General features: G+C 64.1%; 21 protein-coding genes. 10 read left to right on the top strand and 11 right to left on the bottom strand.

The annotated features are described in order from the left end of the window. Positions 1-67: 67 nt before the first annotated feature. The 5 genes from PI93_RS19330 to PI93_RS19310 form a co-directional block, all read right to left on the bottom strand. Positions 68-697: an SRPBCC family protein gene (locus tag PI93_RS19330; RefSeq protein ID WP_052240598.1), complete on the bottom strand. Its 630-nt coding sequence runs from the start codon at positions 695-697 to the stop codon at positions 68-70. Next, positions 666-1,196 carry a glycine cleavage system protein R gene (locus tag PI93_RS19325; protein WP_039369353.1) on the bottom strand — a complete coding sequence of 177 codons (531 nt, stop codon included), beginning with the start codon at positions 1,194-1,196 and terminating at the stop codon, positions 666-668. The genes PI93_RS19330 and PI93_RS19325 overlap by 32 nt, the downstream gene beginning before the upstream one ends. Before the next feature lie 153 nt (positions 1,197-1,349). Beyond that, complete coding sequence (locus tag PI93_RS19320) at positions 1,350-2,045, bottom strand: phosphoribosyltransferase (RefSeq protein ID WP_080759134.1); 696 nt, start codon at positions 2,043-2,045, stop codon at positions 1,350-1,352. Positions 2,046-2,114: 69 nt separating this feature from the next. Beyond that, positions 2,115-2,867 carry a sulfite exporter TauE/SafE family protein gene (locus tag PI93_RS19315; RefSeq protein WP_039369347.1) on the bottom strand — a complete coding sequence of 251 codons (753 nt, stop codon included), beginning with the start codon at positions 2,865-2,867 and terminating at the stop codon, positions 2,115-2,117. A gap of 219 nt (positions 2,868-3,086) precedes the next feature. After that, complete coding sequence (locus tag PI93_RS19310) at positions 3,087-3,794, bottom strand: phosphatase PAP2 family protein (protein ID WP_052240597.1); 708 nt, start codon at positions 3,792-3,794, stop codon at positions 3,087-3,089. A gap of 417 nt (positions 3,795-4,211) precedes the next feature. On the opposite strand from PI93_RS19310, the gene PI93_RS19305 reads away from it, so the two are divergent. The 9 genes from PI93_RS19305 (at position 4,212) to PI93_RS19265 (ending at position 12,402) form a co-directional block, all read left to right on the top strand. Next, positions 4,212-5,834, top strand: a complete 1,623-nt coding sequence (locus PI93_RS19305) for a restriction endonuclease (protein ID WP_039369344.1) — start codon at positions 4,212-4,214, stop codon at positions 5,832-5,834. Positions 5,835-5,972: 138 nt separating this feature from the next. Beyond that, positions 5,973-6,440, top strand: coding sequence for a DUF2501 domain-containing protein (locus tag PI93_RS19300; RefSeq protein ID WP_039369633.1), 468 nt, complete (start codon positions 5,973-5,975; stop codon positions 6,438-6,440). 148 nt (positions 6,441-6,588) lie between these two features. Then, a complete protein-coding gene (locus tag PI93_RS19295) occupies positions 6,589-7,233 on the top strand; it encodes an FMN-binding negative transcriptional regulator (protein WP_039369339.1) in 645 nt (214 codons plus the stop codon). Between the two features lie 121 nt (positions 7,234-7,354). Beyond that, positions 7,355-7,513: a hypothetical protein gene (locus tag PI93_RS19290; RefSeq protein ID WP_158453306.1), complete on the top strand. Its 159-nt coding sequence runs from the start codon at positions 7,355-7,357 to the stop codon at positions 7,511-7,513. Between the two features lie 51 nt (positions 7,514-7,564). Further along, positions 7,565-8,518 (top strand): DNA/RNA non-specific endonuclease, encoded by a 954-nt coding sequence (locus PI93_RS19285; RefSeq protein ID WP_236105788.1) that lies wholly within the window; start codon positions 7,565-7,567, stop codon positions 8,516-8,518. Positions 8,519-8,630: 112 nt separating this feature from the next. Continuing rightward, positions 8,631-8,912, top strand: coding sequence for a hypothetical protein (locus PI93_RS19280; protein WP_039369332.1), 282 nt, complete (start codon positions 8,631-8,633; stop codon positions 8,910-8,912). 1,239 nt (positions 8,913-10,151) lie between these two features. After that, positions 10,152-10,319: a hypothetical protein gene (locus tag PI93_RS19275; RefSeq protein WP_158453307.1), complete on the top strand. Its 168-nt coding sequence runs from the start codon at positions 10,152-10,154 to the stop codon at positions 10,317-10,319. Then, complete coding sequence (locus tag PI93_RS19270) at positions 10,304-10,675, top strand: hypothetical protein (RefSeq protein ID WP_039369329.1); 372 nt, start codon at positions 10,304-10,306, stop codon at positions 10,673-10,675. Before PI93_RS19275 ends, PI93_RS19270 begins: the two co-directional genes overlap by 16 nt. Positions 10,676-10,941: 266 nt before the next feature. Further along, positions 10,942-12,402 (top strand): M20 family metallopeptidase, encoded by a 1,461-nt coding sequence (locus PI93_RS19265; protein WP_039369326.1) that lies wholly within the window; start codon positions 10,942-10,944, stop codon positions 12,400-12,402. A 116-nt stretch (positions 12,403-12,518) separates the two neighbouring features. Here the strand turns inward: PI93_RS19265 and PI93_RS19260 are convergent, their stop codons facing one another. From PI93_RS19260 to PI93_RS19235, 6 genes are all read right to left on the bottom strand, one after another. After that, positions 12,519-13,772 (bottom strand): hydantoinase/carbamoylase family amidase, encoded by a 1,254-nt coding sequence (locus tag PI93_RS19260; RefSeq protein WP_039369323.1) that lies wholly within the window; start codon positions 13,770-13,772, stop codon positions 12,519-12,521. Positions 13,773-13,838: 66 nt separating this feature from the next. Continuing rightward, entirely contained in the window at positions 13,839-14,789 is a 951-nt protein-coding gene (locus PI93_RS19255; protein WP_039369320.1) for a dihydroorotate dehydrogenase, read from the bottom strand. Further along, positions 14,782-15,630, bottom strand: a complete 849-nt coding sequence (locus tag PI93_RS19250; protein WP_039369628.1) for a dihydroorotate dehydrogenase electron transfer subunit — start codon at positions 15,628-15,630, stop codon at positions 14,782-14,784. The genes PI93_RS19255 and PI93_RS19250 overlap by 8 nt, the downstream gene beginning before the upstream one ends. 160 nt (positions 15,631-15,790) lie before the next feature. After that, positions 15,791-17,053: an MFS transporter gene (locus PI93_RS19245; protein ID WP_039369317.1), complete on the bottom strand. Its 1,263-nt coding sequence runs from the start codon at positions 17,051-17,053 to the stop codon at positions 15,791-15,793. A gap of 147 nt (positions 17,054-17,200) precedes the next feature. Beyond that, positions 17,201-17,524, bottom strand: a complete 324-nt coding sequence (locus PI93_RS19240) for a hypothetical protein (protein ID WP_039369314.1) — start codon at positions 17,522-17,524, stop codon at positions 17,201-17,203. A gap of 171 nt (positions 17,525-17,695) precedes the next feature. Next, the gene (locus tag PI93_RS19235; RefSeq protein ID WP_039369312.1) at positions 17,696-18,748 is read right to left on the bottom strand and encodes a porin; all 1,053 of its coding nucleotides are present in this window, start codon (positions 18,746-18,748) and stop codon (positions 17,696-17,698) included. Positions 18,749-19,090: 342 nt separating this feature from the next. On the opposite strand from PI93_RS19235, the gene PI93_RS19230 reads away from it, so the two are divergent. Beyond that, complete coding sequence (locus PI93_RS19230; RefSeq protein ID WP_039369309.1) at positions 19,091-20,005, top strand: helix-turn-helix domain-containing protein; 915 nt, start codon at positions 19,091-19,093, stop codon at positions 20,003-20,005. Positions 20,006-20,102: the final 97 nt, after the last annotated feature.

Below are 20,102 nucleotides of genomic sequence, written 5' to 3'. Positions count from 1 at the left end.
GGACCTGTTGCCGCAGCACTTTTCCCTCGCGTCTTCCGGCGTCTCTCGACGCTATGCTGCGACTGCCTCACTGGGCCGTCGCAGCGCTCGCGGCGGCGTCCGGCATCGAGGCCGTGGCAGGCACGGCCGGGGCCAGCGCCTCGAAAATCTGTTCGAGTTGCTTCGCGCCTTGCGCCGACTCCGCGCGCATGCGAGGCCCGATGAAGATCGGATCGAGAATCAGAAAGAGCAGATTCGGTGTGCGATAGATGAAGTCGCGCTCAAAGCGTGTGCCGGTGCCATCCGGCGTGAGCTTATAGCGGACTTCGCCCGATGGACGCCGGTTGACCTCGCCTTCGATGCGCCATTCGAGCGGCGGCCTGGCGTCGACGACCTTCCAGTGAACGATGCCGTGCCGCCCTGCGAGCCGGAATTCTTCGGCGACTTCCTCGCCCACCTTGAGCGGATGGTCGGTCGATCCTTGCACGTTGATCGAGGCCGGATGCCACTTGGGCCAGTTCTGCGGCGTGGTGGCGTAGTCGTAGACGACCTGCGGCGGTGCGCGCAGCGTGACGGTATTCACGACATGTGTCTGGCGCTCGAAGGGCAGCGGGAGCAACGAGAACACGGCGAGCAGGGCCACCGCCCCGAGGACGAACAGGAAGGCTCGCTTCATCGGCGTGCGCTCAGGCACCGGCTGGCGAATCGAGTTCGACATCGACCATCAGGTCGTCGGCCAGACTTTCCAGTGTCTCGCGTAGCGATTCCGTGCTGACACTTGCAGGTACATGAAGGCGCGCGGTCGCACGAAACAGCGTGCCGCCCGACATGGATCCCTCGACGCATTCCGTGGCGAGCTCATCGATGCTGATGCCGCGCGAGAACAGGACGTGCGAGATTTCCTTGACGATGCCTGGATGATCCTGCCCGACCAGATCGAGCTGAAGCGTGCGGGCGGCCGGATCGGTGGCGGCGCTTTGCGCGCGCGTGACGGTGACGCGCAGGCCGTGCGTTTCCAGCGCGCTCAGGGCTTGCGTGAGCGCGTCGGCGTGCTCGTCGGGGACTTGCAGATGGATGATGCCGGCGAACTGGCCGGCAAGATTGGCGAGGCGGCTCTCCAGCCAGTTGGCGCCGGAGGCGCTCGCCCGATCGGCGATTGCGTTGACCAGACCCGGACGATCCGGACCGATCACATTGAGAATCAGGGACGTCGTCATCACAGGCTCCGTCGAAACTGAGGGGCAAGAGGCGGCGCAAGCGGCGCGCTCGTCCTTCGGCAAGGTCACGGCGCGCAGCAGGCTCAAGTGTAGTGCAATCGCGGGGTGTGCCGCTACGGCAGCCTTGGCGGCGATGCAGATTTCGCTGACGGCCTAGGGACGATCCGCCGCCATCGCGAGCAGCGCGATCACGGTCGCATCGTCCGTTTGCACAAAGTCGCTGTACGCCACGCTCACCGCGTAGAAAGGCTGCGGTGTTTCCAGACAAACGACGGCATCCGCCAAGGTCGTCAGCCGCGCGATGGCGTCACGTGCACCGACCGGCGCGCAGGCGATGAGCGGTGTCGCACCGAGGCGTCGCATCGCTCGCAATGCCGCGATCATCGTGGCGCCGGTCGCGATACCGTCGTCAACGATCACGACCGGTCGGTCTTGCACATGTGGCGCGCCGCGTCCCGGGGTATACGCCTGACGCCGTTGGGCAATGAGCGCGCGCTGACGTGCGGTTTCATGCGAGAGATAGGTGCCGGTGGCGCCGAGAGAGAGTGCGTGATCGGCGAGGAAGATGCCGCCGAACTCGTCGACCGCGCCAACGGCCAGTTCGGCGTGGTGCGGCGCCCGCAACTTGTGGGCGAGCAGCACGTCGAGGGTGCCGTTCAACTGGCGGGCAATGGGCAGTGCGACGGGGACGCCGCCGCGCGGAATCGCGAGCACCAGCGGCGGCGCGCAGCGCGAGATCAATTCATGGGACGCGAGCACTTCGGCCAGCGCGTTACCTGCGGCGGCACGATCGAGAAACGAGGCAACGGCGGGCATGGCGCGAGGACGGGAGCGAAGGGATACCGCCATCGTAACGCCGCGCACTGATGCCCGTTTGCGCGAATTCACGCTTGCCGTGCGCGAGGTGCATGAAGCGACTCAGCGCGCGAGCAATTCGGGCACCGTGCCGACAAGCAGCGTCACGCCGGAACAGGCAAGCAGCGCGAGCACCATACGTCGGAAGGCATGATCGGAGAGGAACTGGTAAGCCCATGCGCCGGCAAGCGTTGGCAGGATCATCGACGGCACGGCAATGGCGAACACATGCAGCGTCTGCACGGTAATCACCCCATGCACTGCGTAGAGCGTGATGGTAAGCGTGTGCATGACGATGAAGAAGATCTGCATGACGGCGCGCTGCATGTCCTTGTCCCAGCCGCGCAACGTGCACCAGAGCGTGGGCACCACACCGACGAGTCCGCCGATGCCGCCCATCACGCCGCCGATGAAGCCGACGACGCCGTCTGCGGCTCGTCCGCCGTGCCGGATGCGGGGCAGGTGGGCGGCGAGCAGCAGGATCGTGCAATAGATCACGAGGACTGCGCCAATGCCTGCCCGGAACCACACCGGATCAAGATAGCGAAGCATCCACACACCGACCGGCACGCCGATCAGACCGCAGAGAATGAACGGGGCGAGACGACCGAGCGGCACCGCCCGGCGGGCGGCGCGTAAGCCCAGAAGTTGGCCGATGAGCGAACAGAAGGCGGCGAGCGGGCCTGCCAGCGTAGGGGGCAGCGTCCATGCCCAGAAGGACAGTGCGACCAGGCTGAACGCAAAACCGGACAGGCCTTGCACGAAGCCGGCGACGCAGGCACCGGCAATGAGGGGGAGCAACGGATCGACAGTCATGAATCGGGTGGCTTGGCTGCCTGGCGGCACTACGGTGCTGTTGCGCTGTCATGTGCCAACGCTTCGGACGCCATCGTACAGACATGTGGCAAACGTCCGGCGGCGCTCACGGCTCGCCGCTAACCAAGTCGGGCAGTCTCGGGTTTATTGTTATCAACGGCCATTATGCGTGGATCCGGCCGATTCACGAAATTGTCGCCCCCGGTGGCGTGCTGTTCCTCACACCCCGGCGCGCAGGCTCCAGCGCTGCCATGCGGCGACGAACGCTGTGCCGATCGCGATGCCGAGTGCTGCCCCCGCAAGCGCATCGCTCGTCCAGTGATAAGCGGCCGCGATCTGGCCGAATCCCGTCAGTGCAACGGCGACGGCGCACGGCCAGCGCAGCACGCGGTGCCGTAGCGCGAGCACTGTCGCGAACGCGAGCATGACCGTGAGGTGACCGGAGGGGAACGAGGCATAGGCCGCGCCGTCGCCGCCGAACAGACGGAACGCGAAAACGCCGTCGCGCAAATACGACGGATTGTCATGAATCCATGTGGCCGGCCATGTGCGCCCGAACACAAACTTCAGCCCCTGCTTGAGCACACTGCCCACACCCACCGCACCGGCTGCGAGCCACAACGTGGTGGCCCATGCAGGCAGTCGCCGGCGCCACAGGAGTACCGCGCCAACGATCACGAACGCGGGCCAGGCGAGGACGAACAACGGCGAGGGTAATTCCGCGACGTGCTGAATCCAGCGGGTTCCCTGCGTGTGGATATGCACGAAGTCCACCACGGGCCGGTCGATCCACGGGATCGCAACGACGGCCAACAGGAGACAAGCCACCGCGCTCAACCATGCGGTGCGCAGGCAGGGGCGCGAGTCGGAAACAGGACCGCAGGCCGGCGAGGCTGCCGGTCGGGCATTCGGCGTCAGTTCGTTCATGACTTAAGGTGAAAAACGACGGAGCGTCGGCGGGCGACGATATCGCCATAGGGTAGTCGCTATTGCGGGCTGCTGCGCTTCGCCTCCCATCGCCGGCGCATGCATGCGGCGTGGCGTAACGCCCGGCACGGCGGAGGTTCCATCGCCGCCACGTTCGGACCGTGATGACAGCACGGTCGACATTGCGCTGCCGTCATGGCGCTTTGATGACGATCAGGGCGCAGGTGTTGTGCCTGTGCCATGCTGGGACGGCAAGGAACGGAAAGATTTTTTGCTGGAGGAGGGGGCAACGTCCTACAATCGTCCCCTACGTAAATGTCGTGCGTTGCCGGTCGCCCAGCGCGATCGGGCGCGCGCCGTTCGGGAAGTGGCAGTTGGCTTGGCAAAACAAAATCAAAATCGCATGCGGGGGCAGTAGTGAACCGGGGATTCGAAAGCATCATCGATCGTCTGGCGCGTGAGTTCTGGCGCGCCGCACATACGCGCGAGCAGCAGCATGTCCAGATGCAGGCGCGTTCGCTCGCGGAAGTGCGTGCCGTGGATCAGGCGCAACGCGCCTGGGAAGAGGCGCCTGCGGCAGACGCTGCCGCGCGTGACCGCCTGCATCTGGCCTGGCGGCAGGCCGAAGCGGCAGCGCAAGGCGCGAAGGCCAAGCTGGAAGTCGCGCGGCTCGAACGTTTGCTTGCCGATGGCCTGGCTCGCGATTTGCGTATCCCGCCCGCCGACTTGCGCGCGCGCAATACGCCGCCGGTGCTCGATACCCGGCATCTCCCGAAGATTCTGGCCAAACCCGAATGGGAAACCTTCGCACCGGAAAAGCCGGGCCGACTCGCGCTGGCGATGCCGGGGGCGGCGGGCCGTTACGAGCAGGCCGTTGCCAAGGCACGCAGCGAATTCGTGCACGCCGAGCGCGAGTACGAGGCATCGAAGATCCGTCGCACGCAAGGCTCGATGATTCTCCAGATCGCGCAGCAGAAGGCAACGGAAGCCGCACGAGCCGAGAGTGCGCGCCACAACGCGGCCGTCGCCGATTTCGAAGGGGCGCTGTTGCGCGGTGAGGCGGCGGCCATCACCGGCTATGCGCGCATCGTGCTCAGCCGCAGTCCGTATCCGGAAGCGTTCGAGCAGACGCTCGCGGCGCATTACGTCGAGAATCACAAGCTGCTGGCCATCGGCTACGACGTGCCCTCGCTCGACGCGGCCGTGCCTGTCGCGCTCGAGTACCGCTACAACGCCGCCGAGAATCTCGTGCAAGGCATGCCGGCGGGCGACGCCATGCGTGGGCAGGTCTACGCCAACGCGCTGCGCCAGATCGTGCTTCGTTCGTTACACGAACTGTTCTCGGCCGATCCGCTGCGTCACGTGAATGCCATCGTGTTCAACATCTACGCCCGCGATGGCGATGCACGAGTCTGCCTGGCGAGTGCGCATGTGGCGCGTGCCGATTTCGCGGCGCTGACGCTCTCGGAAGGCGATCCGGCGACGCATCTGGCGGCGCTGGGGGCTCGCGTTAGCGCGCGGCCGGAGGCGCTGGAGGCCGTGACGCCGGTGGCGGGTGTCGACATGACGCAGGTCGTCACGGACGCCGATGTGGCCGTCGACCGCCGTTTCAATCTGATGACGCTGACCGACAAGGACTTCATGCAGGTGATGTTCCACCTGCTGCGCTCGCACGGTTTCGAAGGCCCGCCGCTGTTGCCGAGCGAGACGCCGGGCATGCTGACCTGCCGTGCGTGGGACCCGCATCCGATCTTCGGTGGCGACGTCGTGGTGCATATCTACCGGGAGATGGACCCCGCGGCGCGCATTGGCATGAGCGCCGCGCGTCACATGCTCGCGGAGATGCAGCAGATTGGCGCGGCGCGCGGCATGCTGATCACCACGGGCGTGTTCGACGACGGTGTTGAGGAGTTTGCGCGCGATCGCCGCATCGAACTGCTTGCCGGACATCATCTGGTCTTCCTGCTCAAGGAAAACGCCGGGGTCGACGCGAGTGTGGTGGTGCCGCAGACACTCGACGCTACGGCTGCATTGCTCTGACGTCTTCCTGCCGACCGGGCGATTCGTCGTCTCGCCGCGAACGTCCTGCTATAGTGAGCCGACCTCACCCACGTCATTTACATCACGGAGGATCGTATGTCGCGACGCACGGAAAGTTCGGCTGATGCAGGTTGGAAGATGTCCGGAATCGGAGTGGCAGGGGTCGGTCTTGCCCTGGCGCTGACCCTGGGCGCACCGATACAGGCACAAGCGCAACTCGATATGCTCAAGAACGCCGTGGGCGGAAGCTCGGGCGGCGGCAACTCCGGCGGTCTGGCCGGCAGCCTCGGCGGGCTGGCCTCGACCGGTTCGCTGACCTCTGGCAGTGTGGGGAATGCAACCGGTGTGTTGCAGTTCTGCATCAAGAACAATTACCTGAGCGGCGCAAATCTGAGTTCGGCCACCGACGTCAAGGACAAGCTACTCGGCAAGATCGGCACCCAATCGGGTTCGCCGGCCGCCAGCCCCGGCTATCTAGATGGGGCCAAGGGGCTGCTGTCCTCGCCCGATGGCAAGACGGTCGACCTCAACGGCGGCGGGCTCAAGGAACAATTGACACGTCAGGTCTGCGACAAGATTCTCGATCAGGCCAAGTCCTTCCTCTGACATCGACGCCAGGGCCGTGCGCGGGCTGAGGACGAGCCCGCGACCGGTGGCACCAAAAAAATTCCATATTTTGGGTCTTTGCCAAGGGCCACGCGCGGACGTACGCTAGGCGTTATTCCATTCCCGCCGATTCTGTCCGGAGCCATCGATGTATCAGCCCGCTGCCTTTCAAGAGACTCGTCCCGACGTACTGCACGATCTCATTCGCACGCATCCGCTCGGCCTGCTCGTGAGCGCCGGCTCGCAGGGCTTGATCGCCGATTCGATTCCTTTCCTTGTGTATTCCGACGAAGGCGAATTCGGTACCTTGCGTGGTCACCTGGCGCGCGCCAATCCGCATGGCCCGGCGCTGCGCGATGTCGACGATTGCCTGATTGCGTTCACCGGGCCGCATGGGTACATCACGCCGTCGTGGTACGCCGCCAAGGCTGAGCACGGCAAAGTGGTGCCGACGTGGAACTACGCGGCGGTGCATGTCTGGGGCAAGCCACGCGTGATCGACGATGCGGCATGGCTGCGGCGTCTCGTGGGGGATCTCACACAATCGCAGGAGCAGGGGCGTGTTGCGCCGTGGGCGGTGGAAGACGCACCGGCCGATTTCATCGACGGCATGCTGCGCGCCATTGTCGGTGTGGAGATTCCGATTCGCCGCATCGAAGGCAAATTCAAGATGTCGCAGAATCGTGCGATGCCCGACCGCGTTGGTGTGGTCGAAGGACTGCGTGCCGACGGACCGATGAACGAGCCGCTGGCAGCGCTCGTTGCACAACGAGGCGATGTGCCGGGCAACTGAGCGGCCCCGGAGGGGGCAGCGTATCGGCTGCCGTAACGAATCGAAACAATTCAGCGGCATGCGGGCCGGTTGGACGACGGTGTCCCCGCATACAATGCGGCAACCCAATTCGGATGCCGCCATGAAAACGCTGCTCCTCATGCTCGCGCTGGCGCTGTGCCTGCTCTTTCTCGAGCAGGCATGGTTGCCGACGGCGCAAGCGGACGAGTGCGACAATCTCGGCCCCGCCCAGACCCTGCAATGCGCTGCCTATGGCGCGGCAAACGTCGTCCCCGAATAGCCGTTGATCCGCTACAATCGCACCCCCTGAAGTCTTACCCAAAGCAGTGCGATGAAGCAGTCTCGATGGACGGTCACCGCAGTGCGCGCAAGCCGCTTGCGCGCGATGGCCGGGAAGTTGCCGTTGGCGGTGTCCTCCGCCGCTCTGATCTCTCTGATTTCCTTTTCTTCTGCCGTTGCCGTTGCCGTTACGGCGTTCCCCGGCGATGCGTTCGCCGCGGCCTCGGCGTGTGGCGACCATTACTGGGCCGGCACAGCGCCCGATATCACCAACGCTGCGATGACGCGTAACGCGCGCGAGGTGTGCTTCAGCGCGTTCGGTGTGATGCACTCCGGCGTGACGCGCACGCCGTTGTGGTCGGCGCAGCGTCTTACGCGCGCTGGCTTGAACGATGCCCGCCAGATCTCGCGCGTGAACAACTTTCACGCAGAGTCGCGGCTCCCACCGGGAGAGCGGGCCGAATTGCGCGACTACGTGCGCTCGGGATATGACCGCGGACACATGGCGCCGTCGGCGGATATGCCGGACGCGCAGGCACAGTCGGAGAGCTTCTCGCTGTCGAACATGGTGCCGCAGAACAGCGAGAACAATCGCTATCTGTGGGCTGGCATCGAGTCGAGTGTGCGCAAGCTCGCGCAGGAGCGCGGCGAATTGTTCGTCCTCACCGGTCCGCTCTTCAAGGGCAAAACCATCACGCAGGTCGGCAATCGGGTGATGGTGCCCACGCAACTCTACAAGGTGGTCTACGACCCCAAGCGCAAGCAGGCAGGGGCCTACCTTGTCGCGAACGAAGCCACAGGGGATTATTCGGTCGTGAGCGTGGCGGAACTCGAAACGCTGGCCGGTATCGACTTTTTCCCCGGCATGCCGGCCGACGTGAAACGCACGGCAATGCGTCTGCCTGCCCCGAAGGCCGCAGGCGGCAAGCGCAAGCGAGATCCGGAGGTGCCGTCGTATCGCGAAGTGCAGACGGTGCTCGACTTCTTGCGTACGATCATCCGTTAAGCACGCGGCAACATGCCAAAAGCGTCGTGACATGCGTTGCTTCGTCAACAGGTGTCACTCCCCGCATCGACCGATCCAAACCGACTGACTTCCCCCGACTCAGGAGCCCCCGATGTCCGCTTCGTCTTCCGCCAACGTCAAGTTCGCACCATTCGCCAACGATGCCGATGCGCTTGCACTCGGCGAACTGAACGTCGAAAACCATACGGATCACGTTGCCATCTTTGGAAACCTGGAGATACGTCGCGACGCGCAAGGGCTTCGTCAGGCGCAGGCACTCAAAGAGGTACTCGAAGCCGTCGTGGCGGCGCTCTCCGGCGCGGATCTTCCGGCACAGGCCGAAACGCCGGGCAGCACGACTGCCCGGCAAGTGAAAAATCCGTTCGAGTCGTGAGGCTTGCGGGGCAGGGGGGGCGTTGCACCCCCGGATTTACCCCAGATTTGTCGCTTATTCGAAGAATCGATGCTGCGGTGCACGATGACCCGAATAGGCTGTGCGTTTTGCCCCCGACACCTCTCGGTGGGCCGGCCGGCCGCCGAGGGCATCCCTGCGACATGACCGCCCGCATCGCATCCCGAAATTCCCCAATTCCACGATCCATGCGGCTTGCGCGACAACTTGTCGCACCTGCGACATTCTGTCGCATTGACACGCCTCGTCATAAATCCGGAATCGCGTCACGGTGACGGTATTCCCGCTCGCGTAATTCAGTCTCGAAATCTATCTAAATCAGACGTTTTGCTTGCGGCGACGCAGCACGGATAAGGGGTTTACGGTTCCCAGACAAAGCGCATACTAGCCCTGCGTCTCGTCGATTCCGATAGTGTGAATCGATGACCGGCAAGGCTACGAACACTAAACAACGCGAGGTTACTTATGCACATCCGTTGGAAAAAAGTGTATTCGAGTGGATGGGGGACGATTCATCACGATGCACCCCGTTCCCATCGCAGCGCGACTGAGCGCGAGCAACTCTTTCAACGCCTGTTGGCAATCGCGATCGCCTGTAGCGTCGGCGGTTTCGTGCTCTTGTCCGTAGGTGCGGCCTTCCTGGGACGCTAAAGTCACCGATCTTCCCGATCTTCCTTTTCGTGCGCGGCACCGCCTTCGGCGGATTGCCGCGCAGCGTTGCTTCGGCTGACGCGAGTCGCGCCGTCTCCCGCTTTTCAAGCGAACAGTCCGCTCCCGCCCCAATGGTGCCGGGGGTCGCGACGCTTGTATTTCCCCCTTTCAATTGCCCGATTTGAACGAACGTCCGTGCTCTTTTGAAACGTCTTGTTACAAAGATTCCGGGTTTCAAAAAAGCTTTCTTGCCAGGATGTCATCGGTTCTCTGCAATTCCTCGTTAAAGATCTGTCAGCTCCGACGGTAAAGCGCGCAATGTGCGTTGATATCCATCGTCGATAACGTGGTCTCCCGTGGTTCTGGTGCTGCATTCCGGGTGTTCACGCTATTGCGTTTACGAAAGAATAGTGCGATCTTGAACCGAAGGCGCGGTGTCGGAATTTTGGGTAATCCACCCTTCGCAATTTGCCCGGATTTATCCGAATTGTCTTGCGCCTCAAAACTTTCGATAAAGAAGAAAAGAACAACAGTAGTGCGGGCTGGTTTGATTGATTTGTGAGGTGCGCCATGGAAATTCGCTGGGAAAAGTTGTACTCGGGCGGATTGGGTCGTTTTTACGACACTTCGGAATCGAGCCGCCGCCGGGCACGGCGTGCGCAATTGGCATGGTTTGGTGTGGTCATCTCCGTTGGCGTCGCCATCGGGGCCATCGCCATCGCATGGCGCTGGATCTGATGTTCATCACCGCAAAGCGCCGCTCGGGGATCACAGGAATGCTGGCGGGGCTCGCCATCGCGGCGAGCATGCCGGCTCACGCGCAGACGTCGGCCATGCCGACGGAGCCGCTCGACACGGCCGGAAAGCCGTGCGGGGCGCTACGCGCGCTGCCCGCCGACGTAACGCACTATCGCTACGAAGTCGCGAACCGGTGCGAGCGTCCGGTCACCTTCTTCTGGCGTTGCAGCACCGGCGACACGGAACATTCTCTGGAAGTCCCCAGCAAAGCCACGCTGTCCGCCACCTGCGTGAAGGCGACGGCCGCCGCCGGCGAGATCGTGTTCCGCTTCGATCCGCCGGGTACCGGCAACTGAGCGCTAACTCGTCACCTTCGCTTCGATGACCGGCGCAAGGCTTGTCGGCTGTCCAGCCGATGCCGCTTGTCGTCCGGCCGGCGCCGCCAACCGATGCTACCCGTTGATGCGCGACGCTTGGCCGGCCGGTCGCCACCGTTGCCGGGAATGGCTATCATGACGCCATAGGGACCGTCGGCAACTTCGACGCGTGCCCGCGACAGATCGCCCGCCAATCCGGCGCGCCGGTCTGTCACGTCAACCAGAACCTCCCCAAGGACTTCCCCATGACCGACACCGTCACCCCGACTCAGCCGTCGCTCGACACGGCGGCATTGCGTGAGTTCGTCGAACGAAAATGGAACGACGAAATCCTGCATGCACTGACCGACTACATTGCGGTGCCCGCCAAGAGCCCCGGCTTCGACGCCGATTGGGCGCGCAACGGCTATATCGATCGCGTGGTGCGCGATGCCGCTCAATGGGCGGAGCGTCAGCCGGTCAAGGGGCTGAGACTCGAAGTGATCCGTCTGGAAGGCCGCACACCGGTGATCTTCTTCGAGGCGCCGGCCACGCGTTCGGGCAGCACGGAAACGATCGTGCTCTATGGCCATCTCGACAAGCAGCCCGAATTCGACGGATGGCGCAAGGACCTCGGCCCGTGGACGCCCAAGTTCGAAGACGGCAAGCTCTATGGCCGTGGGGGCGCGGACGACGGTTACGCCATCTACGCCAGTGTCACGGCACTCGCGGCACTCGACGCACAGGGCGTGGAGCGCCCGCGCTGCGTGGGCCTGATCGAGACATGCGAAGAGTCGGGCAGCTACGATCTGCTGCCGTATGTCGACGCATTGCGTGAGCGTCTGGGCCGTGTCGGTCTGGTTGTCTGCCTCGATTCGGGGGCGGGCAACTACGATCAGTTGTGGCTGACGACTTCGCTGCGCGGCCTGATCTCGGGCAGCCTCGAAGTGCAGGTGCTCGACGAAGGTATCCACTCGGGCGGCTATGGCGGCATTGCGCCGTCGAGCTTCCGCATCATGCGACAGTTGTTCGAGCGACTGGAAGATGCCGGCACGGGCAACGTGTTACCGCAGGGCTTTCATACCCCGATCCCGTTGCAGCGTCTGAAGGAGGCGGAAGCCACCGCCCATATCCTTGGCGACGACGTCTGGAAAAAGATGCCGTGGGCCTGCGGTCAGGACGGCCTGTCGGTGCTGCCGACCACGACCGATCCGAAGGAAGCGTTGCTCAACTCGACGTGGCGCCCGTCGTTGTCGGTCACGGGGGCGGCCGGTCTGCCCGCGTTGGCCGACGCCGGCAACGTCCTGCGACCGCGCACGGCGTTCAAGCTGTCGCTGCGTCTGCCGCCGCTCGTCGACGCCGCCGCCGCGGTGGCCGAACTCAAGTCGTTGCTCGAACTCGATCCGCCGTACAACGCCAAGGTGACGTTCAAGTCCGACGCGGGCGCAGCCTCCGGCTGGAACGCCCCTGACGTTGCGCCCTGGCTCACGTCCGCGCTGAATACGGCCTCGCAACGACACTACGGCGCAGACGTGGCGTATATCGGACAGGGCGGTACGATCCCGTTGATGAACACGCTGCAAGCCGGCTTCCCGACGGCGCAGTTCATGGTATGCGGTGTGCTGGGTCCGAAGTCGAACGCGCACGGTCCGAACGAATTCCTGCATGTACCCTATGCGAAGAAGCTGACCGCTGCGGTTGCCGAAGTGATTGCGTTGGCGCCGTAAGGCCTCAAGCTGGCGTGTCCGTCAGCGCGCGATGCGTCTGGACGGCGGGGTGAATCTGAAAGACAAAACGGGCCGCGTGTTAGCGGCCCGTTTTTTTGTGTCGACGCAACGGTCGTTCAGAGCCGATGCGTGACGGCGTCCAGTACCTGTACGCCGCGCATGAAGTCGTCGAGATCCATGCTTTCGTGCGGATTGTGCGAGCCGTTGGCATTGCGCACGAACACCATACCGCTGGGAATCCCGGCGTTGGCGAAAATGGCGGCGTCGTGACCCGCACCACTCGGCACACGTTCCTGCGGCAGATCGAGCGTGCGGCAGGCGTCGACCAGCAGCGACGACACATGCGCGTCCATGATCGCGGGCGGGGACGCCAGACGACGATCGAACACGAACTGCACACCGCGATCGCGTTCGATCGCACGACACTCGGTACGCATCAACTCGTAGAACACGTCGAGCGTATCCGAACTCTGGCTTCGCACTTCCAGACTGAAATCCACCTTGCCGGGAATGCGCGAAATCGCGTGTTCGGCGGGATCGGTGCCGACGATACCGGTCGTCACGACCAGATCGATGCCGCGCTCGAGCAGGGCGCGCCAGTGCTCGTCGAGTCGCGTGATGAGATCGGCCACCGCGAACATGGCGTCGTGGCGTAGCCATCGCGGCACGGCGCCCGAGTGGCCCGCTTCACCTACGCAAGACACGCGGTTATGCCGCACATTGCCGCGAATGCCGGGCACGATGGCCACGGGCATGTGGCGCGCGATCATCACCGGGCCCTGTTCGATGTGCAGTTCCAGCCACGTCTTGGCCCGTGAGGTGTCGAACAGCGTGACGCCGTCGCGAATCGCGTCGATATCGGCGCCGGCCTCGGCCATGCATGCTGCGAGCGTGCGGCCGTGCGTGCGGTGGGGCATGGCCAGATCGGCATCGTTCAGCTTGCCGAATAGCGCGCTCGATCCCATGTACGCTTTGCCGAACCACGCGCTTTCCTCGCCGCGCAAGGCGAGCACGCGCACCGGTGTGGCCGTGACTCGCTGGCAGCGTCGTTGTTCGACGAGACACAACAGACCGGCCACGATGCCGGCAAGACCGTCGTAGTTGCCGCCTTGCGGGACCGAGTCGAGGTGCGAGCCGATCCACGTGGCGGGCGCGTCGCCGGTGTCGTCGGGCAGGGTGAAGACCAGATTGGCGGCGCGGTCGCGTGTGACCGTCAGTCCCTGGTGTCCGGCCCACTCCGTCAGATACACGGCGGCGGCATTCTCGCCCTCGCCGTAGCTGTCGCGGGTGATGCCGACGCCATCGTCGCCAAGACGGCGCAGGTCGGTGAAGAGTTGCTCGGCCAATGGGGCCAGCGCGTTCAGTTCCATGAGTGACTTCTTTTCGCGTGAGGCTTTGCGAGGGTTACGTAAGGCTTGGGACCGCGATTGGATGGCTCAGCCGGATTGCTGGGCGAAGCGCAGCCAGCGGTCGGTCAGTTGGGCGTCGAGCGCGACAGCGCCCGTGAGCGTCGAGAGGCGTTCGACGGCCTGCGCATCGCAATACGCGGTCAGTCCATCGACGATGTGTCCCATCACGGCCGGATCGCGGAACGACGCCGTGCCGACTTGCACGGCCGAGGCGCCTGCGAGCATGAACTCGATGGCGTCGTCTGCCGTTTCGATGCCGCCGCAACCGATGATCGGAATGCGCACCGCGCGATGGCACTGGTGCACGAGCCGGATCGCGAGCGGCTTGATCGCCGGGCCCGAGAGTCCGCCCATCACATTGCCGAGCTTGGGCTTGCGCGTGCGCACGTCGATGGCCATGCCCAGTACGGTGTTGCCCATGACGATGGCGTCGGCCCCTGCGTCTTCTGCAGCTTTGGCGATCAGTGCAATCTGGCCGGCGTTCGGGGTGAGCTTTACCCATAACGGATGCGAGGTCCGGCGGCGAATGGCGCTCACCGCCTTGTAAGTGCTCTCGGGCAACATCGCGAAGGCCATGCCGTCCGCCTCGAGGTTCGGGCAGGAAATGTTCGCCTCGATGGCCGCGACTTCCGGCAGCGACAGCGTTGCGCAGGCGTCTCCGAAAGACTCCGCGGTGTCGGCCGACACGGATACCACGACAGGGGTGTCGAAGCGAGTATAGGCGGGCAGAACGTCGCGCCGGTAGGCGTCGAGCCCCTTGCTGGGAATACCGATGGAATTGAGCATGCCGCTGGCGGTTTCGGCCACGCGCGGTGTCGGGTTGCCCGCACGAGTGGCGGGCGAGACGCTCTTGATGACGAGCGCACCGAGCCGGGTCAGATCCAGCGCTTCGGCGTATTCGACCGCGAAGCAGCCCGAGGCTGGCATGACAGGGTTGCGCAGCGTAAGCGATCCGATGCGTACCGAGAGATCAGCCAAAATCCACCTCCCCGACGACGTCGCGAATCGGAAACACCGGGCCCTCGCGGCACACGCGCAGGAATTGCTTGTCGCCGTCGCGATCGAACAGGCGCACGCACGACAGGCAGACGCCCATGCCGCACGCCATGCGTTGCTCCATGGCGACTTCGGCGGTGATCTGCGGGTGAGCGTGCAGCACACGCTGAAGCAGCATCAGCAGACGATGCGAGCCGCAGGTGTAGACCGCGTCGTGGGACGCGGCGTCGAGCAGGGCGCGTATGCGCGGCTCAAGCGCATCGACGGCCGACGAGCCGTCGGTGTCGAACACGCAATGCACGTCGGCCAGTGCGCGGGCTTGCGGCGAGCGCAGGAATTCGTCGCGCATCAGATCGGCTTCGCTGCGCGCCGACATCACGACCGTCAGCTTCAGCCCGGCGGCCGCGGCCCGTTGCACGAGCGGCGCCATCGTCGCCAGACCGACGCCGCGCGCAACCAGCATCACACGTTGCCACTGCGACGACTGCGTGTTCAGTGTGAACGTATTGCCGAGCGGGCCGACGATATCGAGCGTTGCCCCTTCCGGCAGGGTCGCCAGCGCACGCGTGCCAACGCCCGTGACGTTGTAAAGAAACTCGATGGTGTCCGGCTCGGGGCCGGTGCCGTACACGCTCATCGGGCGCAGCAGGAAGGGCGCGTCGCTGTGCGTGACCGGGCACTTCAACTGGTAGAACTGGCCGGGCTGCGTGGTGAGGGCGATGGGGGCATCGGCCTGCAATCGCAGGTAGCGGTAACGCGCATTGACCGCATGATGCGTGAGGATACGGCAGCGATGCGTTGCGACCGTCGGCGTGCGGCACATCGCATTGTGCGTGTCGAAGGTGTCGCAGGGGGTGTCTGCGTCCGAAGGCACACACCCCGAAGGGTGGGCGACGTCGGTACGCGTCAGAGTGGCAACTGACATGGGGGTCTCCGAATGGTGGGGGCTGGCGTGGCACGCGTCGTGGACGTCGTGCCGCTCGTTATTCGAGTTCAACGCCTTTGAGTTCGGGGATCAGGAAGCGCGTCGCGAGCATGTCGAGCACATACAGGCTCGCGAGCAATGCAATGGCAATCTGGAACGAGTAGCGGGCAGCCAATGCACCCACGACGACCGGCCCCAGCCCGCCGATGGCGCGTCCGATGTTCCACAAGACGTTCTGCGCGGTGGCGCGGGCGGCGGTCGGGTAGGCCTCGGACATCAGCGTGCCGTAGCCGCCGACCATCCCGTTCACGAACATGCCCATCAGCGCGCCGGCGAAGAGCATGACCGTCGGGTCCGTCAACTGGGCGTAGACGATCACCATGACCACAGCGCCGGCCTGATACAGCAGGAACGTGGGACGGCGTCCGATGCGGTCGGCCAGTTGTCCGAAAGCCCACACGCCGATCATCATGCCGATCACGGTGGCCGCGGTCCAAAGGCCGGACTTCGTGAGCGAGAAGCCGAGCTTCTGCGAGAGGAACGTCGGCAGCCAGATCATGATCCCGTAGTAGCCGAAGTTCTGCACCGAGCAGAGAATCACGATGCCCAGACTCACGCGCGTGGTGCGGGCGTCTTTCACGAGCAGACGGAAGGCGTTGCTGCTGCGCTCCGACGTCGCGCTTTTGCCAGTGCGCCGCACGAACACTTCAGGCTCGTGCAGCTTGTTGCGCAGCACCCAGGCGACGAGGGCGGGCAGTACGCCCACGAGGAACATGCCGCGCCAGCCGATATGCATCAGCAACAACGGTGTCAGCAACGCTGCGGCGAGGACTCCCGTCTGCCAGCCGAGTGCGACATACGACGAGACACGGGCGCGTTTGGCCGCAGGCCACGCTTCGGCGGCCAGCGCCATGCCGATGCCGAATTCGCCACCCAGTCCGATGCCCGCAATCGTGCGGTACACGAGCAAGTCCCAAAAGCCTTGCGCAAACGCACACAGGCCGGTGAACACGGCGAACAGCAGGATCGTCCAGGTGAGCATGCGCACCCGGCCGTAGCGGTCCGAGAGCGCGCCGAACAGAATGCCACCCGCGACGGCACCGATCAGCGTCCACGTCACGAGCGCGCCGGCCTGTCCGGCCGAGAGTTGCAGCCCGGCCGTAATCGCCGGCAGCATGAAGCCGAGAATCAACAGATCGAAACCATCCATCGCATAGCCGATGGCAGAGCCCGCGAGCGCCTTCCAGGCGTAAGGGGTGACGATCTCGTCGGACGTAGCGCCCGCGTGTTGCGCACTCGGTGTATTCAGGTTGGCTTCCATGATCGGTTCCTGTGGGGCGGCGAAGCGACGCGGCGATAACCGTCGCGTTGTTTTCGTCAATTTGTCTAAATTTTTAGACGATCAAGTGAAAAAAATATCGCCGGGGATGCGCGCCAAGATTCGCCCCTCGCCCGCCGTCGTGCAACGTCAGGCATAGACCTCGGTGGTCAGTTGCGCAGCGAAGTCGTTCAGCGAGGCAAGGAAACGGGCATCGGAGGTGGCCGCTGCATCGCGCAACATGGTGGCGTAGGCCTTGCTGCGGGCGAGGAATGCCTGAAACGTCTCGCCGCTGGCGGCAATGCCCGACTGACGTTCCGCGAAGGTTTGGGCGGCCTGCGCCAGCAGCAGCAACGCTGCCGACTCTCGCGTGGCTGACTTCGATGCATTGAGACAACGCGCGGCAAAATCTTCGATGTCGGCCAGACCGACCGTGTCGCGTTGTAACCAGACGCATGCAAGTTGCAGATCCATCGTGCGCTCCATTTGTCTAAATATTTAGACTAAACGAACCCGGCGGGGCAGGCAAGGCGAAAATAATCGGGTCAAACCCTGATCCCGGGGCCATGCGACAGTGTGTAGCCAGAACGGGAAACGTGTGCCGTCGCATGCCTCGGGAAGGCTGGCCATGCGGCCAGCCACGGCTTAGAACTTCATGCGCAGGCCGGCACCGTAGGTCTGGCCGGTCGACATATCGCTCATGTGGTCGTACTTGTACGCGGCGTAGATATCCGTTCGCTTGGACAGCGGGTAGTCGTAGCCGAGCGCCCAGGTGGTGCGACGCTGGTTATCGCCCGAGCCGTTCGAGCCGGTGTAGGCTACCGAGGCGAGCACGCTGCCACGGCCGAGCGGCACCGAGGCCCCCAACTGTCCCGTATTGGCGTGGAAGTTGCCGCTCGCGGCCTGACTCGCGACGAGCATGTACTGGGCGAAGACCTTCACCACGGCGAAGTCGTAGGACAGGCCGAGCTGTGCCGTGTTCTGGTTGGTCAGCCCGGTGACGCCCGGCAATTGCGAGCCGAAATCTCCGGGCGTCGCGCTGAAATTCACGTACTGATAGTTCACGGCGGCGGCGAACGGGCCGTTGGCGTACGTGAACGCTGCGGCCCATTTCTTCGCGCTATGGTCGGTTGGGCTGTTGCCGGTCGCATACAGCAGTGTGCCCGCCATGCCGGCGTATGTCGGTGACGTGTAGGCGATCGCGTTGTTCCATGCCGAGTCACCCACCACGCCTTGCGTTCCCAGACCCTTGTAGGTGTGGAAAATCATCGGCGAGAAGGTGTACGAGTTGTTGAACGGGTTGAACTGGATCGTCGCGAGATAGAGCGGGGTGGTGATGCGCCCCAGACGCAAGGTGCCCATGGCGTTGGACAGACCGACGTAGGCATTGCGCGAGAAGAAGCTGTCGCCGGCGAAGCGCCCATAGGTGCCGTTGTTCGGTTGGAAGTAGCTTTCCAGCACGAACAGCGCGCTGTTGCCGCCGCCCAGATCTTCGGTGCCGGCCAGCCCCCAGTACGACGTGGTCATGCCGCCGCCTTGCTGCACGACGGCAGCGTTGCCGCCGGGGTTCTTCACCGAGCCGACGTAGGCATCGGCGAGGCCGTAGAAGCTCACGCTCGATTGTGCGTGAGCCGTGGTTGCGAGCGTTGCGGCGCTCAGTGCGGCGGCGCCAGCCACCTTGTGCCAGGTTTTCATCATTCCCTCTTTGTTGGTATAAATTTCTGGACGGCGCGCAGGCTATCACTGCCAGCACGTGGGGTCATCCCCCAAAACACATCGGGCACGCCCTCGGGGCAGGGCATTCCCACGCCATGGGGGATCCGTGATCGGAATCGTGCGGATGTCTAAAAAAATAGACAATCGGAAAAATATTCGGCGAGCCGATGTGGGGTGTTTGCGACAGTGCGGGGACGGCGGCATGTCCGGCGCGGCGTGCAATGGTGCGACATCGGGACGTGCGAGCGACCGGTATAATCCCCGCACTGCAATGCGGGCACGGCGACTGACCGACCCGGGCATTGGCATCCGACAGGGGGCGATTTGAATCGAGCAGCGACGACATCCCGGGCGCCGAGAGGTGCGCGTTTCAATTTCCGAGCCATTGGCGAGCGTTTGCGCGCCTACCGGCTGGCGGCGGAGTTACGTAGCGAGGATGTGGCGGAGCAACTCGATATCTCGCGCGCGGCCATCTATAAGCTGGAGCGTGGCGAGATCGTCAAGATCGATACGCTTGAGCGGCTCGCGGCGCTGCTGGGGGTGTCGCTGGCGAACCTGCTGGGCGTGGAAGTCGAATATCACGACTCGGCGGTGAGCTACTTCGAGCGGATGCGTCAACTGGAGAGCCGTTCCGAGCGCATCGTCGCGCACTTCGACCCGATTTCGTTTCTGCTCACATCCGAAGACTACGACGTGTGGCTGCGTCACATGCTCGACGAGAGCATTCCGCCCACCCTCGCCGACCGCCATTGGGCGAACACGATCGATCGCGTGCTGGGCATTCTGCAAGAGCGCAAATCGAGCTTCTCGCGTCAGCGGCTCGCGGTGACGAGCCTGATCGGGTTGCGCCAGATCGAGCAGTTCCTGCATCACGGGCTCGTGGGGCGGCTCGGATTGCCACCGGGGGTGCAACTTGAGCGCAAGATGGCGGCACGTCGCGAAGTCGCGCGCATTGTCGAGTTCCTCGAAGCCGACACGACCGGTGTGCAGATCGGGATCGTGAGCGACAACATGCCCAACGAGACATTCCAGATCTTCGAAGCGCAGGGCGAGGCCTATGTCGCCGTCTCGCCGTTCCGTCTGGGGGAGTTGCCGAACCTGCGTACCGGCATCGCCACCATCACCACATCGCCAGACGGCGTCGGTATGTACCGCGCCATGATCGATCGCCTGTGGGCCGATTCGGCCAAGGGCAAGGAAGGCGCCGCGCTGTTAGGGCAACTGCTCGCGCGATTCTGATGGCGCCGGGACGTGGCCTTGAAGCGGCGGTAAAGCGGCGGTAAAACGACGGTGGAACCGATGTGAAACGGCTGTGCCGGTGCCACAAAGCGAAGCC

The sequence above is a fragment of the Pandoraea fibrosis genome, from assembly GCF_000807775.2.
Taxonomy (GTDB): domain Bacteria; phylum Pseudomonadota; class Gammaproteobacteria; order Burkholderiales; family Burkholderiaceae; genus Pandoraea; species Pandoraea fibrosis.
This window is presented reverse-complemented; position numbering and strand designations above follow the sequence as displayed.